This is a genomic window from Shewanella sp. UCD-KL21 (assembly GCF_001957135.1).
GTDB lineage: Bacteria > Pseudomonadota > Gammaproteobacteria > Enterobacterales > Shewanellaceae > Shewanella.
In genome coordinates this window covers 1-17,860 of sequence record NZ_MPHK01000018.1, presented here as the reverse complement: position 1 = coordinate 17,860, position 17,860 = coordinate 1, and the positions used below count along the sequence as shown (strand labels likewise).

Genomic DNA, 17,860 nt, shown 5'->3' with positions numbered 1-17,860 from the left:
CATTAACACATTGCCAAAACTGCTGTGACCAGCTTTTTAATACCCACATTAGCTTCAGCGATAGACGTCGCCAACATATAGGCTGGGGTAGTTACCAGCCGATGTTGTTTATCAATGACGATATCAGCGCAAGTACTCTCTAAATGCTCACCCCCCATTTCATTAAACGCCTGTGCGGTGCCACTGTCATTACCAATCGTCCCTTGGGGAGAATTTTTAAATATTCGCGGCAACATAATAGGTGCAATACACATAAAGCCCATTGGCTTATTGGCAAGCGCAAATTCTTGAATAAAACTTTCCACCTGTGGCTGCACCATGCAATCACTACCTGCAACGGCAAAATCACACAAGTTTTTAGCAGCACCAAAACCACCGGGGACAATTAAGCCATCAAATTGATCAATATTTAGCGCACAAATATCACTGATTTCGCCACGGGCAATGCGCGCCGACTCCTCTAATACATTTCGCTGCGCATCCACATCAACTTCACCGGTTAAATGATTGACTACGTGCAATTGATTAATATTTGGCGCAAAGCAATGATAGCTAGCCCCTGCCTGAGATAATGCTAATAAGGTTAAAACCGACTCTTGAATTTCTGCGCCGTCGAACACCCCATTTCCACTGAGTAAAACCGCAATATTTTTCATTACTGATCCCTTGCTATTGTATTAATTTAACCTTTTTTCAACAAATCTATTGATCTGTTCAAAAAACATGCTAACTTAGATTTCTCCAAATCTCATCATGGTTTAAAAACTGAACTAAGAATGCAGTTAATTCAAGGAAGAATATTAAAAAGTCCACAAATTGGGAATATATTTTAAAACTATAATTCAACTCACAAAAATTATATTTACTACAATAAATCAAAGGTTTAACTGTTTTACTTCTTGTCGTAATTAAAACACCCCTAAATGATTAATTAATTCACTCACAGACTTATCCACAGCCTGGGATAAAATTTGCCGTGGCCGAAAAGCCCTGTATGTGGCATTCTAGAGCCATCTCAGAATACTGAATATGAAGCCAAACTATGCCAACAATCCCCAATAACCCACTCGTCCTTGTGGATGGTTCTTCTTACCTTTACCGTGCTTATTATGCCCCACCTCATTTAACCAATTCTAAAGGTGAAGCGACGGGTGCCGTTTATGGTGTAGTCAACATGCTACGCAGCTTAATGAGCCGCTATAATCCAAGTCATATTGCGGTAATTTTCGACGCTAAAGGCAAAACCTTTCGTAATGATATGTATAGCGAATACAAAGCTCAGCGCCCACCAATGCCTGATGATTTACGTACCCAAATTGCCCCATTGCATGCCATTATTCAAGCGTTAGGCTTACCATTAATCAGTATTGAAGGTGTTGAAGCCGATGACGTGATTGGCACCATCGCGCTCAAAGCCAGTCAGGAAGGTCGAGCAACCTTAATCAGTACTGGTGATAAAGACATGGCGCAACTTGTAGATGAGCATGTCACCTTAATTAACACCATGACAGATACCATTATGGGCCCAGAAGAAGTCACCGCTAAGTTTGGTGTCGGCCCAGAGTTGATCATCGACTTGCTCGCCATGATGGGCGATAAAGCCGATAACATTCCAGGTCTACCCGGTGTTGGTGAAAAAACCGCATTAGCGATGCTAACGGGTGTTGGCGGCGTCGATAAACTTATCGCCAATCCTGAGAGCGTGTTAGATGTGACTTTCCGCGGCTCTAAAACCATGCCGAAGAAAATTATTGAAAATAAAGACATGCTAAAGCTGTCATACGATCTCGCCACCATTAAAACCGACGTGGAGTGGGATGATGACTGGGATAAATTAGCCACCAAACCACAAAACCGCGATGAATTAGTTAAGCTATATGGTGAAATGGAATTCAAGCGCTGGTTAGCGGAAGTATTGGATAATAAATCAGGCTTTGCTGCATCTGCCAAGTCTGACACCACAGAGGAAGTTACGCTTGTCGCTGCGGCCATTGAGGCTGAGTATGAAACCATATTAACTGAAGCGCAGTTAACCCATTGGATTGACAAACTATCTAAAGCAGAACTGATCGCCATCGACACCGAGACCACCAGCCTAAACTACATGGAAGCCAAGCTGGTCGGGATTTCATTTGCGATAGAAGCAGGTAAAGCGGCTTATTTGCCGTTAGCCCACGATTACTTAGACGCGCCACAGCAGCTTGCTATGGAGTACGCACTTGAGCAATTAAGACCGATTTTAGAAAACGACCAACTTGAAAAAGTCGGCCAAAACCTAAAATACGATATCAGCATCTTTGCCAATGCAGGCATCAGCCTTAAAGGTGTTCGCTTTGATACCATGCTTGAATCTTACGTGTTTAACTCTGTCGCCTCTCGTCATGATATGGACGGATTAGCCCTTAAGTATCTTGGTCATAAAAATATCAGCTTTGAAGAAATTGCCGGTAAAGGCGCAAAACAGTTAACCTTCAACCAAATTGATTTGGATGTAGCAGCTCCCTATGCTGCAGAAGATGCCGACATCACCCTGCGTTTACATCAGCACCTATGGCCAAGAATAGAGAAAGAGCCAACACTCAGCTCAGTATTTAATGAACTTGAATTACCGCTAATCCAAGTATTATCAAATATCGAACGTCAAGGCGTACTTATTGACAGCATGCTGCTCAGTCAACAAAGTGATGAACTTGCACAGAAGATTGATGATCTTGAAACTAAGGCTTATGACATCGCCGGTGAGAAGTTTAACCTCGGCTCTCCAAAGCAATTACAGGCATTATTTTTTGATAAACTTGGCTATCCGGTCATCAAAAAGACCCCAAAAGGCGCCCCGTCAACCGCAGAAGATGTACTGGTTGAATTAGCCCTAGATTACCCGCTTCCTAAAATTATTTTGCAGCACCGCAGCCTGTCAAAATTAAAGAGCACCTATACCGACAAATTGCCATTAATGGTTAATCCGGTTACCGGGCGCGTGCATACCAGCTATCATCAAGCCAATGCCGCCACCGGACGTTTATCATCAAGCGAGCCAAACCTGCAAAATATCCCTATTAGAACCGAAGAAGGTCGCCGCATTAGGCAAGCGTTTATCGCCGCTGAAGGCCGTAAAGTATTGGCAGCCGATTACTCGCAAATTGAATTACGCATCATGGCGCATCTTTCACAGGACAAGGGCTTATTAACCGCCTTTGCTGAAAATAAAGATATTCATAAAGCCACCGCAGCGGAAGTTTTTGGGGTGCATTTTGAAGAAGTGACCACAGAGCAGCGCCGCCGAGCTAAAGCAGTTAACTTCGGTTTAATCTATGGCATGTCAGCGTTTGGCTTGGCCAAGCAGCTAGATATCCCACGTAAAGAAGCTCAAACCTATATTGATACTTACTTTGCCCGCTACCCTGGCGTATTGAAATACATGGAAGACACCCGCGCGTTAGCCGCTGATGTTGGCTATGTCGAAACCCTTTACGGCAGACGACTGTACTTACCTGATATTAAAGACAGAAACGCCATGCGCCGTCAGGCGGCTGAGCGTGCAGCGATTAATGCGCCAATGCAAGGCACTGCCGCTGATATCATCAAAAAAGCGATGATAAAAATCGCCGCTTGGATTGAGAACGACACTCAAGGTGAGATCACTATGATGATGCAGGTTCACGATGAATTGGTTTTCGAAGTGGATGCAGATAAAGCAGAAGCCTTGAAGAGCAAGGTCTGTGAGCTGATGGCCGAAGCGGCCTCCATTGATGTGATGCTATTAGCTGAAGCAGGGCTTGGAAACAACTGGGATGAGGCGCACTAGGGTTTAACGACTCACATATACGCCTAAACAGATGACGAAACGGATGCGACTAAACAGATAGTCATTGCCGAATACAAAATACCTGTAATGAAAAATTTACAGGTATTTTTTACCTGCTTGTTTACCACTTAGTCTTTTGCACAAAAACGCTGATAAACACAACATAAATTGTGTTGTGCCTCACAATATTGTTCATTTTAACGAAAAACAGTTTTTCATTTAAAGGCTAATACCGTATTATCTTCGCTGTAGGGTACAGAGGTTAAGATGTTCCATCTTTCAGACCTTTTTATTTCACTAGAAATAGTGACAAGCCGAATTATGGCGCTCCAGCATCTATATATGCTGGAGCTTTTTTTTGCCCAAAATAAATTTTAGAGTAAATACTTTAACTAGATTTAAGAAACAGGTATTATGAGCTTATTGAGCGTCATCAATGAGTAGATGGCACTTGAGTCTTGTTGAATTTAGCTTCTCCCCAAAAGAGCTAATTTTTTTAACCGATAGCTATTTTAGTTATCGGTTTTTTTTTGCCATTTTTCGAAACTCGATTTTTAAATGCAAAAAAGGCTACTAAGTACAAAGTCTTAATAGCCTTTTTAAACTGAAGCAAGAATCAGTTATTCTTGTTCAGCTTGCTCTTGCGATGCTTGCTCCGCTTCAGCTTCAGTGAGCCAACTTGGGTTACACCACTCATTTAAAATGCCTAGCACTTTAGGTTTACCAGTCCCTTTCGTCGAAGAGAAAGGTTCAACTTTAACCCAATCCCCATACTCAGCTAACTCTTTACGCACCGCATTAACTGTCTTCATTTTGACGTTTTGCGCCAGCTTATCAGACTTAGTAAGCAAAGCTAACACTGGAATTTCACTCAACACAGCCCACTCAATCATTTGCAAATCGAGATCTTTAAGCGGATGGCGAATATCCATTAACACCACAACACCGCTTAAACAGGCGCGCTCTTGTAAATATTCACCTAAAGCTTTTTGCCATTTATTTTTTAATGCTAAAGGCACTTTAGCAAAACCATAGCCAGGTAAATCAACTAGACGACGGTTTTCTTCAAGTTCAAAAACGTTAATAAGTTGAGTACGACCGGGGGTTTTACTGGTTCTTGCTAAGCTTTTTTGATCCGTTAGTGCATTCAAGGCGCTTGACTTACCAGCATTAGAGCGACCAGCAAACGCTATTTCTACTCCGGTATCACCAGGTAAATACTCATTTAAGTGTGCAATGTCTGGCGCACTAATTAAAAACTTGGTTTTTCGAAAATCTATACGCGTTTCTGACACGATTTACTCCAATAATTTTTAGGTAATACCTTAATTATGTAAGATTTGCTTACTTTTCCACATTTTCGTGTAAAATATTACCCGGATCACAGTTTGTAGATTTTACCACGCTTGCAGGTCACCCTAGTAAGCTCAGGACAATAAATTAAACAAGAAGTTGGAACGCCATGAAAAAGTTAGCTCTTGCGCTGTCTGTATTTGCCGCTATATCAACCCCTGCAATCGCTGAAGGTAATGTGGAAGCGGGTAAAACTAAATCAGTTATGTGTTCAGCCTGTCACGGTGTTGACGGTAACAGCATTGCTCCTATTTGGCCTAAACTGGCCGGACAGCACGCATCTTATCTAGAAAAGCAATTACATGATTTCCAAGCGGCGGCTAAAAGCGGCGGCAAAGAAGGTCGTAATGATCCTACCATGATAGGCATGTCAATATCCTTATCTGAACAAGATATTAAGGATGTTTCTGCATATTATGCTAGCCAAACATTAAATGTAGCCGATGTGGCCAATGTTCCTTCAGAGGGCGAAGCCCTTTATAAAGGCGGCGACATGGATCGTGGTATCACTTCATGCATGGCATGTCATGGACCAGATGGTAAAGGCGCAGAGCTTGCTGGCTTCCCAGCAATTGGTGGTCAACATGCCGATTATGTCAAAATCCAGCTAAATAAATTCCGCGATACAAATCGTAACAACGATCTCAATGGCATGATGCAAGATGTTGCTAAAAAGCTAACTGACAGTGATATCCAAGCATTATCTCAATATATTTCAAGCCTTAAGTAAACTTTACTGCTAGCGCTGATAACGACAAAAAGGGTGATGATTCACCCTTTTTTACAACCATAAGTTTACGTTTACGTAAACTTGAAGTGATTGATGCTTGACAGAGATCACTCTTTTAGGGTTAAATAGCCCCGTACCGAAATGAACCCAACTGTCAGAACAAAAATATCAATTCTATCTCACAGATTTCGGCTACGTTTACATTTAAGATATAAGAATAATATTTACCAATAACAATAATATATATAAGACCACTCACTAATAATAATAAGAGTCGTGATTTCAGCTTGAAGTCCAGGTCATACAGAATTTGTAAGGATTAGACCGAATGGTCGACACGCTTAAATAGCACTCCCTTACGCAACAGAGATAACACCCCATAAGGAAACTACTTTAAGGATTAAAGTGGCGGCAAAGGAAGCTAATTGCTTAGGATGCACTTGCGGAGGCTTGATATCACTGGACGGTACTTTAAACATGGATTGTTTACTAATGTCATTGAAGACAACTAGGAAATTGATGTGTCATTGAAGACCATCTACGGAAGCTGTGGTCAGGACGGCAACAGGATTTAAATAAAGTGTCATTGAAGACCGATAACAACTAAAAATGCATGGAAAGCGCTAAAAACAAGAAGGATACTGACCGGGATAGTCACATAGCAAGTATGGATACTTGGAATCAGAATATAGTGTGATAAGCACTGTTTTACGAGGTGGCAGTTTACTGCCACCTTTTTTTATTTCCGCTTTTTGTAATCACTTTCATAATCACGTTAAATCTGCTATTGATTGATATATATCTTTGTTTTTGTTCAGGTGCCTGCTTACTTCAATGATAAAATGTCCCTTGTGCCGTTATCGTGCTGAATTTTTTCTACAAGATAAAAAAAGAGCCTTTTATCGCTGTGATCAATGCGGGCTTGTTTTCGCTAATCCCCAATCCCATCTAATGCCGGCAGCGCAATTACAGCGTTATGGCCGAGCCAATAAAGCCAGCAAGCAAAAACAACTGGTTCAATTTATCAAACCTTTGCTGTCGCAGATAAGCTCCCAGCAAAGTGGTTCATTGACTGGGCTCAATTTTGGCAGGGTGCTAGACAAGGCCAGCCTCGACAAAATTGAACATGCCGGTCACCGCCTGTATCAGTACGACCCATTTGTTAAAGCCGATCAACAACTTTTCAATCAGCAATACGATTTCATTTGCTGCTATCGGGTACTGGAGCATTTCCAGCAACCTGGTAAAGAATGGCAATTACTGTCAAAATTACTAAAATCTGGTGGATGGTTAGCAATAAGCACGTCTTTATTGACTGATTTGACTCACTTTTCCAAATGGCATTTCAAAAATAATCCCACTCACGTTAGCTTTTATCAGCAACAAACTTTCGAGTATTTGGCACAACACAGCGAATTTACGCTATTATTTGCAGCAAAAGAGCTCGTATTGATGCAAAAAACATCAAAGTCTGATATAAAGCGCATCCTTATTTAGTGCAAGGTGGATATGAATCCATCTAGCCAAATTTTACAACCTAATGAGATCACCAATGGCTCGTAGTAAAAAATCGCGCAAGGGCGGCGAAAATGGCCCTAAACAAGCACCAAGAGTCAAAAAGTCTGAGCGCAAAGTCATCGGCGGTAAGAAGAATGATTCTGGTCGTAAATCAGGTAGCCGTCATAACGAAGCTCTGATTGAGAAAGAATCACCCCATGTGAAAACGCAAAAAAATAATGACCCTCGTCATGGTAGCAAGAAGCCAGTTGCGTTATCGATTGCACCAGCTAAAGAGGCGACTGTTGCTGCGAGTGCAAAAGTGAAACAGCCTAAACTGACTGATGAGCAAAAATTATTAAAGCTTGAAGAAGATCCAAGATTTAATGACTTGCTTGATTTGCTAGAAGAAGGCAAAGACTTAGCCGCTGACGATCAGAAATGGTTAGATAGCCAATTATCTAAAATTGAATCCCTAATGGAAAAATTAGGTATTTCGGATGCTGAAGAATTACCAGCACCAGCCGCTCCAAGTAAAAAAGCCGCTTCAGATGATGATTTATATGAGCGCTTTGAAACAGGCGCGGATGTATTAAAAGACTACCAGTCTTAATCATTACTACTTTTAAATGGCATATCTATTTTAGATATGCCATTTTTCTATTTATTCTAAACGAAGCCTTATTCAAGCCTAACATCACTTTAAGGATAAACTGTGTCTAGCATTGTTATTGTTGTCGCTGTCATCATTGTATTACTTTTAGCTTCTTACGCCGGATACTTGCTATTACAAGTCAAGAAACAACAACAGGCATCACTAGCAGCCAGTCAGCAGCGCACAATAGAAGCCAGAGCCAAAAAACAACAAGTATTAGATGATATCAAGTATATCGCAGCTGCCATGCTAGAAGAGCGCTGTGAGCCTTCTGAAGGGGTGATGAGAATCGCTAAGTTATTTGACACCTTATCCATGTCTGAAGCAATGGCCGTTGAATTCCCGCATATCTTCGAGCATTACGCCTGCATTAAAGATCACCCGATAAAAGATGCACGCAGCGCTTTACCTAAACAGCAGCGAATGAAATTGGACTTAGCCAGAATGAAATCTGAAGCAAAGTTAGAACAGAGCTTGCTTGACGATGCTAAGAAGTTGAAACAATTTCATTTCATGCATTAATAACCGACAGTTTTTAACAAATCCCTTAGTTATAAGACAGATAACAGCCTCAACATGAATATTGAGGCTGTGAGCTATGCCACAAATCTACTTAAATGCTAACTTTTCCTGCAAAAATGCACCTAATTGCTAATGATAAATTTCAAATTTACAACGTAGATCAAGGTTATTTGTTAAAGATACTTGCATACTTCGTACATTGCTAATTTACCCGGAGGACACGCCTTGAAGCAGCCCACACAAATAAGTTGGGATCAGTCAATGATCGAAAAGTATAACTACAGTGGTCCACGCTATACGTCGTATCCAACGGCTTTAGAATTTGACGATACTTTTACTGAGCAAAACCTACTTTCAGCGATTGAAACCAGTAAAAGTGACAAACTGTCTTTATACATCCACATCCCATTTTGTGCCAAGCTTTGTTATTACTGCGGATGTAATAAAGTCATTACTCGTCATGCACATAAAGCTGACCAGTACATTGAATACCTTGCAAGTGAAATTGTTAAGCGTGCCCCGTTATTCAAAAATTACACTGTTACCCAAATGCATTGGGGTGGCGGTACACCGACATTCTTAAACCCAGAGCAAATCTTAACCTTATCAAAGCTGATTAAAAGCCATTTTAATTTTGCTGATGTTGGTGAGTTCTCTATTGAAGTCGACCCTCGTGAAATCGAATTAACCATGCTTGATACCTTAAAAGAAGCTGGTTTTAACCGTATTTCTATTGGTGTACAAGATTTCAATAAAAAAGTACAAGTTGCCGTAAACCGCGAACAAGATGAGCAGTTTATTTTTGACTTAATGGCTAAAGCAAAAGACATGGGCTTTGTATCGACCAACGCGGATTTAATCTACGGTCTACCGCACCAAACCCCTGAAACCTTTGCAGAAACCATCAAGCGTGTGATTGAATTATCACCTGATCGTTTATCTATCTTTAACTATGCGCACTTACCGTCTCGTTTTGCCGCACAGCGTAAAATTAAAGATGAAGATATGGCGTCACCACAGCAAAAGCTCGATATGTTGCATCAAACCATTGAATCATTAACCGGTGCAGGTTATCAGTTCATTGGTATGGATCACTTCGCTAAGCCAGATGATGAGCTTTCAAAGCTTCAAAATGCCGGTAAGCTTCATCGTAACTTCCAAGGTTATACCACTCAGGAAGAATGTGACCTATTAGGTTTAGGTGTGTCTTCAATTAGCCAAATTGGCGATTGTTATGCCCAAAACCAAAAAGATATCCGTCCATACTACGAGTCGATTGACGAAAAAGGTCACGCATTATGGAAAGGCTGTAGCTTAAATCGTGACGATGAAATTCGTCGGGTAGTGATTAAACAAATGATTTGTCACTTCGACCTCGATTTGGCCAAAATTGAACAGCAATTTGATATTAATTTTGAAGAGTACTTTGTTGAAGATTTAAAACTGCTACAAACCTTCATTGATGATAAATTAGTTGATATCACAGATCGCAAGCTTACCATTAGCCCTACTGGTCGTCTGTTGATCCGTAATATCTGTATGTGTTTTGATGTCTACTATCGTCAAAAAGCACGTCAGCAACAGTTCTCTCGAGTGATTTAGTTTTTACTATCACCCAATAAAAAACCGCTGATTATCAGCGGTTTTTTTATGTTTATTTGTAGCTTATCGAGACTTAGATTTTAGCTAAACAGTGAGTTAACTACAGCTTTGAGGCATATAACGCCTTGCGTTCACTGTCTGATAAAAATGCCATTTCAACGCCATTACATTGCACTTGTGTCAGCTGAGCATCCGATAAACCCAGCGCTGACTTAGCAATACGATATTCATGTTTGATATCAATCGCGCTCACTCCAGGGTCATCGGTATTAAGACCAATTAAGACCCCTGCATCAAGAAACTGCGTAAATGGATGAGCATCATAATTAGCCACTGTCGAAGTATGTAAGTTACTGGTAGGACACGACTCTATGCCAATGGAATGCTTAACTAAATACTCCATCAACTTAGGATCATGTATGGCATTGACGCCATGACCAATTCGAGTGGCCCCCAACTCTTGAATCGCTTGCCACATACTTTCAGCGCCAGCAGCCTCACCGGCGTGGGCTGTGATCTGTAAGCCAGCATCTCTTACACGTTTAAAGTGTTCGTTAAACAAGCCGCCAGGAAAGCCTAACTCGTCGCCAGCAAGATCCATTGCCACCAAGCTATCTCGGTGAGCTAACAAGCCATCAAGCTCTAAGCGACATTTCTCTTGTCCAAATGAGCGCGACAAAATACCAATTAAGTTAACCTTGACCTGATGATCTTTCATGCCCGCGTTTACGCCGTCAATAACCGCTTCAACCACAGCCTCAATGGCTAAATTGTGGTTCATTGCCATGTAATAAGGGCTAAAGCGTAATTCAGCATAATCAAGGCCAGAAAGCGCCACATCTTCAACATTTTCATAGGCTATACGCTTTACAGCATCTAAATCAGCTAATACACCCACCATCCAATCAAGTTTTTTTAAGAAAGCCACTAAGCTATTTTCTTTACCTTGGATCTGCACAAAAGGCGCTAACGCTGACAATGAATCCGCCGGTAGCTCAATACCATGTTGATGGCCAAGCTCCCAAATCGTTTTGACTCGCACGTTGCCGTCTAAATGACGATGCAAATCAACCAGTGGAATGGATGTATTGATCATTTTTGCCCCCTATTAAATTTTTGAGCTAAATGTGTTTTTTATTTTATGAACACCCAGCAAGCAAAGTTTAACACGCATCGACAAAAATACGACCTTAGCAGCAACGAAATTATGCAATCAGTAACAATTATGTCGATGAATTTCACTAGCGAGCCTATGATTGAATTGCTATGTTGTGGCTTAGTTAGCCAAAATTTGTTTTTTACCAACGTTTAAAGGAATTTCCCATGCGAAAGCTCATACTGCCAGCGTTAATCATGCTTGCCATTTCTGGCTGTAAAATGACTTCAGGTTCTAAAGCTCAGTATTATTTAGGCGCGCCGCAAAAAGCGGAAACGCCCGCTCAAGTCAAAGAAACAGCCACTGCAGCAGTAGAAAATATGAGCCTCAAATCAATCATTGATAGTGCATGGCAAGTAGATTTAGATTACTCGCCGACATTAGCCTATTCCTTAGGCGATAAATCAAAGGCTGATAAATTAGCTGATTTATCACCTGAATCCTTAGCCCAAAAGAACCTACGTCAAAAAAAGCTATTGGCATCATTAAAGCAAATTGATCCGGCTACCCTGTCAAAAACCGATAAAATTAATGCGCAGTTATTAGCGTATCAACTGCAAAACAGTGTTGATATGTATGCCTTTAAAGATCATTACTTACCGATAACGGCCGAAAGCGGTTTTCATGCTTACATAGCCTCAATCGCTAACGGGCGCTTTAATAGTGTTGAAGATTATCAAGATTATTTAGCCAAACTTAATGCCTTACCCACTTATTTTGCCCAGCAAACATTTTGGCTAAAACAGGGCTTAAGCAGTGGTATTACCCCAGCAAAAGTGACCTTAACCGGTTTTGAGCAAAGTATTAGTGCCTATATTGTCCCTGTTGAAGACAGTGGTTATTACAAACCTTTTACTCAATTTCCCGATCACTTTAGTGAGTCTGAAAAACGGCAATTAGCCCAGCAAGGTCGAGATACTGTTGAGCAAAAAGTGCTGCCACTGTATCAAGATTTTTTCGATTTTATGACGGCAGAATATATTCCTAATGCCCGTATTGCGATTGCAGCAAAAGAGCTACCTAATGGCGAGGCTTTTTATCAAAACCGCGTGGCCTATTACACCACCCTAGCCATGACAACCGATGAAGTTCATCAACTGGGCTTATCAGAGGTCGCCCGAATCAAAGCTGAAATGGAACAAGTCATCAAAGAGGTCAAATTCGAAGGCAGCTTTGCCGAGTTTCTGCATTTCTTACGCACAGACCCACAGTTTTACCCAAAGACAGCTGAAGAGTTATTAAAAGAAGCTGCTTATATCGCTAAAAAAGCAGATGCTGCTTTGCCTAAACTTTTCGCTACCTTACCTAGAACCCCTTACGGCATTAAACCAGTACCGGCTGAAATCGCCCCTAAATACACTACGGGACGTTACTCAGGCTCAAACCGTGATGATGAGCCAGGCTACTACTGGGTCAATACATACGCCCTTGATAAACGTCCGCTATATGAAATGGAAGCATTAACCTTGCATGAAGCAGTACCAGGGCATCATTTACAGATCTCACTCAATAAAGAGCTAACTGACTTACCCGACTTTAGACGCTTGAGTTATATCTCGGCATTTGGTGAAGGCTGGGGGTTATACTCAGAGTATCTAGGATTAGAAGCCGGGTTTTACCAAGACCCATACAGTAATTTTGGCCGCTTAACCTATGAAATGTGGCGAGCTGCACGCTTGGTGGTCGATACAGGTATGCACGCAAAAGGTTGGAGCCGTGAGCAGGCCATTGAGTTTATGGCCAGTAACACCGCATTATCACTACACAATGTCACCACCGAAATTGACCGTTATATTTCGTGGCCAGGACAAGCACTGTCATATAAAGTCGGTGAATTAACCATCAAGCGTTTACGTAACAAAGCTGAAGTTGCATTAGGCGAAGACTTTGACATCCGTTTATTTCATGACGCATTGCTAGAAAATGGTTCCGTTACCATGGCGATCCTAGAGCAAATGGTTGACGAGTTCATTAACGAGCAGCAACGAGTAAACGAATAACAGGCACTCATTAGAGAGCTAAATAGCCATTTAGCTCTCTACAACCACCTTCCCCATCAGCATCACTGTTTGCTACACTGCCAAGGTTTACATCCAGCCTAACCCTAGTCCTATTTCTTAAAGCTTAAGGTGATCGATTTGTCTTTTTCGTCAGAGCAACAACTTAATAATGATGAGCAGCAACAATTTTGGCAAGCGGTAACGCAAGCCAAACTACGTCAAGACAATGCCGATATTGCCTATGCTTTTATTCAAAATACAACCACCAATAAAGCAATTGTCATCAGTAGTGGCAGGGTTGAATGCTATTTAAAATATAAAGAGCTGATGTTCAATATATATCAGCAAGGCTATAGCGTGTATATTCTCGATCATCGCGGTCAAGGCTTGTCATCACGCAGTCAAAAAAATAACCACCAAGGTCATATTGATAAATTTCAGACTTATATCGATGACTTTCATGCTTTTATCGAGCAAATTGTTCAGCCCCAAGCACATGATGCTCTATATCTTGTGGGCCACTCAATGGGGGGAACCATAGGTACTTTGTATATGGGCCAATACCCAAGCACATTCAATGCTGCGGTGTTTTCAGCCCCCATGTATGGCATCAACTTGCCAATGAATAAAGGCTTTATTCGCTCTCTAGCCAAGTTGCTAAATACTTATACTGCAGACAAAGAACCCAACTATGTTATTGGTGGTAAAAACTATAATGCAACCAGCTTTGCTGACAATGAGCTAACCCATAGCCAAAATCGTTATCAAGCCTCTATCGCGCTGTTTGAGCAGAACCCACAAATTCAGTTAGGCTCGCCCACAAACAACTGGCTATTAGAAGCCATAACAGCTGCTGATAACGCAACCCAAGTGGCCGCAACGAGTATCAAGCCTATTCTTATTTTGCAAGCAACTGAAGACACCATTGTGGATAATGCAGCCCAAGATAGAGCGGAAAATAACTTATGTCAGCTACAAAGGATCCACAGCAGTCGGCATGAGATATTTATGGAAGTCGATGAGGTACGTAATCAAGCACTAACAAGTATGTTCGCTTTTCTTGAGCAATACTAATTAGCAGCTATTAATAGCATTTATACTAGCGCCCTTGATTTTACCTTCATTGAAATTAGTGCCATTAATATTAGCACCATTAACAGCTTAGAAACCCTGATGGCGAGCCGAAGTTTAGGCAGTCTAGTTCGCTTATAGCTTAAACTAACTAAATGGTACTTTCCAAACCACACTCAGGGTAATTTCTGATTCTAATAAGTGTTTAATGTCTTGTTGGGATAGCGGCCTACTAATGACAAAACCTTGAAACAAATTACTATTAAGATCGCTCAGTAAACTCAACTGCTGACGATCTTCAATGTGCTTTACTACGACAGGGTAATTTAACTGTTCGGTCATATTGATAAGTGAGCGGAATATCTTTCGCGCCTCTTTTGAACTAACAATATCATCAATATAGCCAGTAGCCAGCTTAACCTGCGCAAAATGTATACCATTAAAGCGATGTAGCGGACATAAACCTGATCCAAAATCATCGATGGCGACTCTAACACCGGCCCGCTGTAGTTTTAAAATTTTATTTTTTGCAGTGACAGGGTTGATAGAAAAGATATCTTCCGACAACTCTAATTGGATTAAATTAAAATTAACGCTTCTTTCTGCAACCTTGTTAAGGATCACATCAACAAACATATCTTGATGAAAATGCCTCGAAGACACATTAATTGAAAAGCACGGGCAATTTAAATTCACAGCTTGTAGGCTCTTTATAAATAAGCAAACCTGACTTAACATCCATAATTCAAGTTCAAAAATCGTATTAGAAAGCTCTGCAACTGGAATAAATTGCTTCGGGCTAATAAAACCTAACTGAGGATGATGCCAACGCATCAATACTTCAACACTTTCGGTGTTGCCATGTATATCCACTACAGGCTGATAAACCAAGGAGATCTGGCCAGCCTTAATCGCTAACTTTAAGTCCCGTTGTAATTTCAAGGGTTCATTGTGGCTAGCATCCAACAGTAAACTATGTAGCACACAGCTATTGGTTTTACTTTCAATGGCTTTGCCTAAAGCTTTATCTGCACGAGAAAGTAACTGACTCGGTTCTAAAGATTCTTGGCCATCAAAAACCACCATTCCAATTTGAGTAAAAACTGAAACATCTTGGCCAGATATGCTGAAACTACGGCCAACCACTTGGCGAACTTCACTTGCTAACGCTAACGCACATTTATTGGCATGCTCTAAATTCTTACCTAAATTTTTAGCTGCAATAACAAATTCATCATCTCCTAGACGACTTAACAAACAGCTATTTGAAAAACTGCCAGCAAGCCTTGCTGAAATCTGCATCAGTAATCGATCAGTGAGCTGCTCACCTAATGCTTCATTGACTAACTTAATGTTGCTTAGATTAATTACTAACAAGCTGCAATGTTGATTACTTTTACGTGCATAAGCTTGAAGGTCAAACAATTCGTTAGCTAGCGCTTCCCGATCAATAATATCTGACACCCCAACATGGCTTTGCCTTTCTACAGTAATCTGTTGGTTTTCAAGTTCTGAGGAAACATCGTTTATCGAACCTATGACTCTTATTGGCTTACCCAGTTCATCCCACTGGATAATTTGGCCTCTATCTAGCACCCAAATGTAATCATTCGCTTTATTTAGCATTCGGTGAACACTTTCGTAATGGCGAGTTTTGCCTTGCAAATAATTATTAAGTGCTGCTACCACTGCTTTCTTATCATCTGGATGTAACAAAGCTTCCCAGGCTTCATAGGAGCTTTCTATATCATCGGATTGATAACCTAATATTTCTTTCCAGTGATCTGATAAGAAGACGCCATTGGATATCGTATCCCAATCCCAAATACCGTGTTGATCTGCATTGATAGAATATAACCAACGCTGCTCAGCATTAGTCAGTCGTTGATTGCTTTCAGCTAAATGATGCCCTACTTGAACCAATGACTTATTGAGCCAATATAACTCATCGACAAAAGTAGCCACCTTAGTTGAACTCTCGTTAGCATCGACAATATTTTGCGCATTTTTAGTTAAAGAACTAATAGGCTTAATTAGCACTAAATATAACCCTAAGCAAAAAAGGAGCACAATGACGCCACCAATGGCCCAAATATAAATAAAGCGTTTTTGAAGGCTGTCAGCAGCCTCTGCCATCAATGAGGAGATATTGTACTCAACATAAATCACATCAACCGCGCTAGAATAACTATATTTATCTGAGGCATTGATAGGGTAATATGCTTGTATAGAGCCACGTTCTAAATTGGTTTGGATCAGCGGTCGTTTATTGCTTACTACTTGTTGATGGACGTCATTGACATAACCATCAATAACATTAGTGGCATTACTGTCACGCCAAATGACATGATTAGCGAAGCGAATTTGACTAGAAGCATCTAAAATGACGTAAACCATCATATTGCTATCTGTGGTAGTAAGCGAAACCTCTTGTTCGATCCTTGAAGTGTCTTGATTAGCTAATGCCGACTCAATGACATGAGTCATTCGATATAATTCTTTCTCAATGTGTTTAGATTCATTAGCCGCCAATTGAGAATGCAACTCTTCTCTTTCATAGTAAAACTCCCCGCTGACTAATAAAAAGTACAGGGTGCTTATAAAAAAAGGCACTAAAAATGATAGTGAAAATAAAGGTCGCTTAGACAAGGCTACACCGTTGATTGCTAATAAGATATTTGACGCATTAATAACATACTAAAGACGACACAGATCAACAACCGCTAATCTAAAATATGCCATCAATAAACCCCAGCAACGTAAAAACTTCTGCACAGTAGCACCTTAGCGAAATACACTTTCTGTGGCGAAACTTGATGAGCTATCTTTACAATAATCTGTTGTTCACCGACTTATCACTAATTTAGCATTATTCTGTCCATTGAGCCTAAAGGTAAACCCCACTTTAATATGGTCATTGCCCACACTTGCCTGACGTAATTATATTCAGCAGCTAATGACTCAAGCTATCACTGTCAGTGAGTTATTTTATTTTGCCCAAAACGAAAACAGCCCTGACTATTAAGTCAGGGCTTTATCGACTCTCTAATGAGAGACATTCGGAACTTAGCGAAGTTTATTTGCGGATAAATCCTCAGCGCTGCATGTCTGTATATATGTTGCTTTATAAACACAGACATTACAGCCTACTTTCACATGGCTTTCACATGACTTTCACATGGCATATGACGCTCAAATGACAAACACAAAAAAGCCCGTTACATCAGTAACGGGCTATCTGCTCTCTTTAAAAGAGAAATTAGGCGCTTGGCGATGACCTACTTTCACATGGGGAGACCCCACACTATCATCGGCGCGATTGCGTTTCACTACTGAGTTCGGGATGGGATCAGGTGGTACCACAATGCTATTGTCACCAAGCAAATTCTTGCTTTATCTACCGCAAATGCAGTAAATAATAATTCGGAAATCTGATAACTCTTTCGAGATTTTTTGAGTTCGCACTTCA

At 40.9% G+C, this 17,860-nt stretch carries 12 protein-coding genes and 1 rRNA gene; 8 read left to right on the top strand and 5 right to left on the bottom strand.

Annotated features, from left to right (window positions below; translation table 11 throughout):
• Positions 1-2: 2 nt before the first annotated feature.
• Positions 3-656 carry an isoprenoid biosynthesis glyoxalase ElbB gene (gene elbB, locus BM739_RS15070; RefSeq protein WP_076542050.1) on the bottom strand — a complete coding sequence of 218 codons (654 nt, stop codon included), beginning with the start codon at positions 654-656 and terminating at the stop codon, positions 3-5.
• A gap of 386 nt (positions 657-1,042) precedes the next feature.
• On the opposite strand from elbB, the gene polA reads away from it, so the two are divergent.
• Positions 1,043-3,805: a DNA polymerase I gene (gene polA, locus BM739_RS15065; protein ID WP_076542049.1), complete on the top strand. Its 2,763-nt coding sequence runs from the start codon at positions 1,043-1,045 to the stop codon at positions 3,803-3,805.
• A 620-nt stretch (positions 3,806-4,425) separates the two neighbouring features.
• Here polA and yihA read toward each other — a convergent pair.
• The gene (yihA, locus tag BM739_RS15060; RefSeq protein ID WP_076542047.1) at positions 4,426-5,100 is read right to left on the bottom strand and encodes a ribosome biogenesis GTP-binding protein YihA/YsxC; all 675 of its coding nucleotides are present in this window, start codon (positions 5,098-5,100) and stop codon (positions 4,426-4,428) included.
• 167 nt (positions 5,101-5,267) lie between these two features.
• Between yihA and BM739_RS15055 the strand changes: the two genes are divergently transcribed.
• The 5 genes from BM739_RS15055 (at position 5,268) to hemN (ending at position 10,164) form a co-directional block, all read left to right on the top strand.
• The gene (locus tag BM739_RS15055) at positions 5,268-5,888 is read left to right on the top strand and encodes a cytochrome c (RefSeq protein WP_076542046.1); all 621 of its coding nucleotides are present in this window, start codon (positions 5,268-5,270) and stop codon (positions 5,886-5,888) included.
• A gap of 834 nt (positions 5,889-6,722) precedes the next feature.
• Positions 6,723-7,385 (top strand): methyltransferase domain-containing protein, encoded by a 663-nt coding sequence (locus tag BM739_RS15050; RefSeq protein WP_076542044.1) that lies wholly within the window; start codon positions 6,723-6,725, stop codon positions 7,383-7,385.
• 55 nt (positions 7,386-7,440) lie between these two features.
• A complete protein-coding gene (gene yihI / locus BM739_RS15045) occupies positions 7,441-7,998 on the top strand; it encodes a Der GTPase-activating protein YihI (protein ID WP_076542043.1) in 558 nt (185 codons plus the stop codon).
• Positions 7,999-8,100: 102 nt separating this feature from the next.
• Positions 8,101-8,562, top strand: a complete 462-nt coding sequence (locus BM739_RS15040; RefSeq protein ID WP_076542041.1) for a DUF2489 domain-containing protein — start codon at positions 8,101-8,103, stop codon at positions 8,560-8,562.
• A gap of 225 nt (positions 8,563-8,787) precedes the next feature.
• Positions 8,788-10,164, top strand: coding sequence for an oxygen-independent coproporphyrinogen III oxidase (gene hemN, locus BM739_RS15035; RefSeq protein ID WP_076542040.1), 1,377 nt, complete (start codon positions 8,788-8,790; stop codon positions 10,162-10,164).
• A 100-nt stretch (positions 10,165-10,264) separates the two neighbouring features.
• Here hemN and add read toward each other — a convergent pair whose 3' ends face one another.
• Positions 10,265-11,260 carry an adenosine deaminase gene (add, locus tag BM739_RS15030; RefSeq protein ID WP_076542038.1) on the bottom strand — a complete coding sequence of 332 codons (996 nt, stop codon included), beginning with the start codon at positions 11,258-11,260 and terminating at the stop codon, positions 10,265-10,267.
• A gap of 227 nt (positions 11,261-11,487) precedes the next feature.
• Between add and BM739_RS15025 the strand changes: the two genes are divergently transcribed.
• Together BM739_RS15025 and BM739_RS15020 are read left to right on the top strand one after the other, a co-directional pair.
• Positions 11,488-13,320: a DUF885 family protein gene (locus BM739_RS15025; protein ID WP_076542037.1), complete on the top strand. Its 1,833-nt coding sequence runs from the start codon at positions 11,488-11,490 to the stop codon at positions 13,318-13,320.
• 129 nt (positions 13,321-13,449) lie between these two features.
• A complete protein-coding gene (locus BM739_RS15020; protein ID WP_076542035.1) occupies positions 13,450-14,394 on the top strand; it encodes an alpha/beta fold hydrolase in 945 nt (314 codons plus the stop codon).
• A 144-nt stretch (positions 14,395-14,538) separates the two neighbouring features.
• Here BM739_RS15020 and BM739_RS15015 read toward each other — a convergent pair whose 3' ends face one another.
• Together BM739_RS15015 and rrf are read right to left on the bottom strand one after the other, a co-directional pair.
• Complete coding sequence (locus BM739_RS15015) at positions 14,539-16,935, bottom strand: EAL domain-containing protein (protein ID WP_254843556.1); 2,397 nt, start codon at positions 16,933-16,935, stop codon at positions 14,539-14,541.
• A 721-nt stretch (positions 16,936-17,656) separates the two neighbouring features.
• Positions 17,657-17,772, bottom strand: a 5S ribosomal RNA gene (gene rrf / locus BM739_RS15010).
• Positions 17,773-17,860: the final 88 nt, after the last annotated feature.

Excerpts from the sequence above, each read along its gene's own strand:
- elbB (WP_076542050.1), bottom strand. The coding sequence starts at position 656 with ATGAAAAATATTGCGGTTTTACTCAGTGGAAATGGGGTGTTCGACGGC.
- polA (WP_076542049.1), top strand. The coding sequence starts at position 1,043 with ATGCCAACAATCCCCAATAACCCACTCGTCCTTGTGGATGGTTCTTCT.
- BM739_RS15055 (WP_076542046.1), top strand. The coding sequence starts at position 5,268 with ATGAAAAAGTTAGCTCTTGCGCTGTCTGTATTTGCCGCTATATCAACC.
- BM739_RS15050 (WP_076542044.1), top strand. The coding sequence starts at position 6,723 with ATGATAAAATGTCCCTTGTGCCGTTATCGTGCTGAATTTTTTCTACAA.
- yihI (WP_076542043.1), top strand. The coding sequence starts at position 7,441 with ATGGCTCGTAGTAAAAAATCGCGCAAGGGCGGCGAAAATGGCCCTAAA.
- add (WP_076542038.1), bottom strand. The coding sequence starts at position 11,260 with ATGATCAATACATCCATTCCACTGGTTGATTTGCATCGTCATTTAGAC.
- BM739_RS15025 (WP_076542037.1), top strand. The coding sequence starts at position 11,488 with ATGCGAAAGCTCATACTGCCAGCGTTAATCATGCTTGCCATTTCTGGC.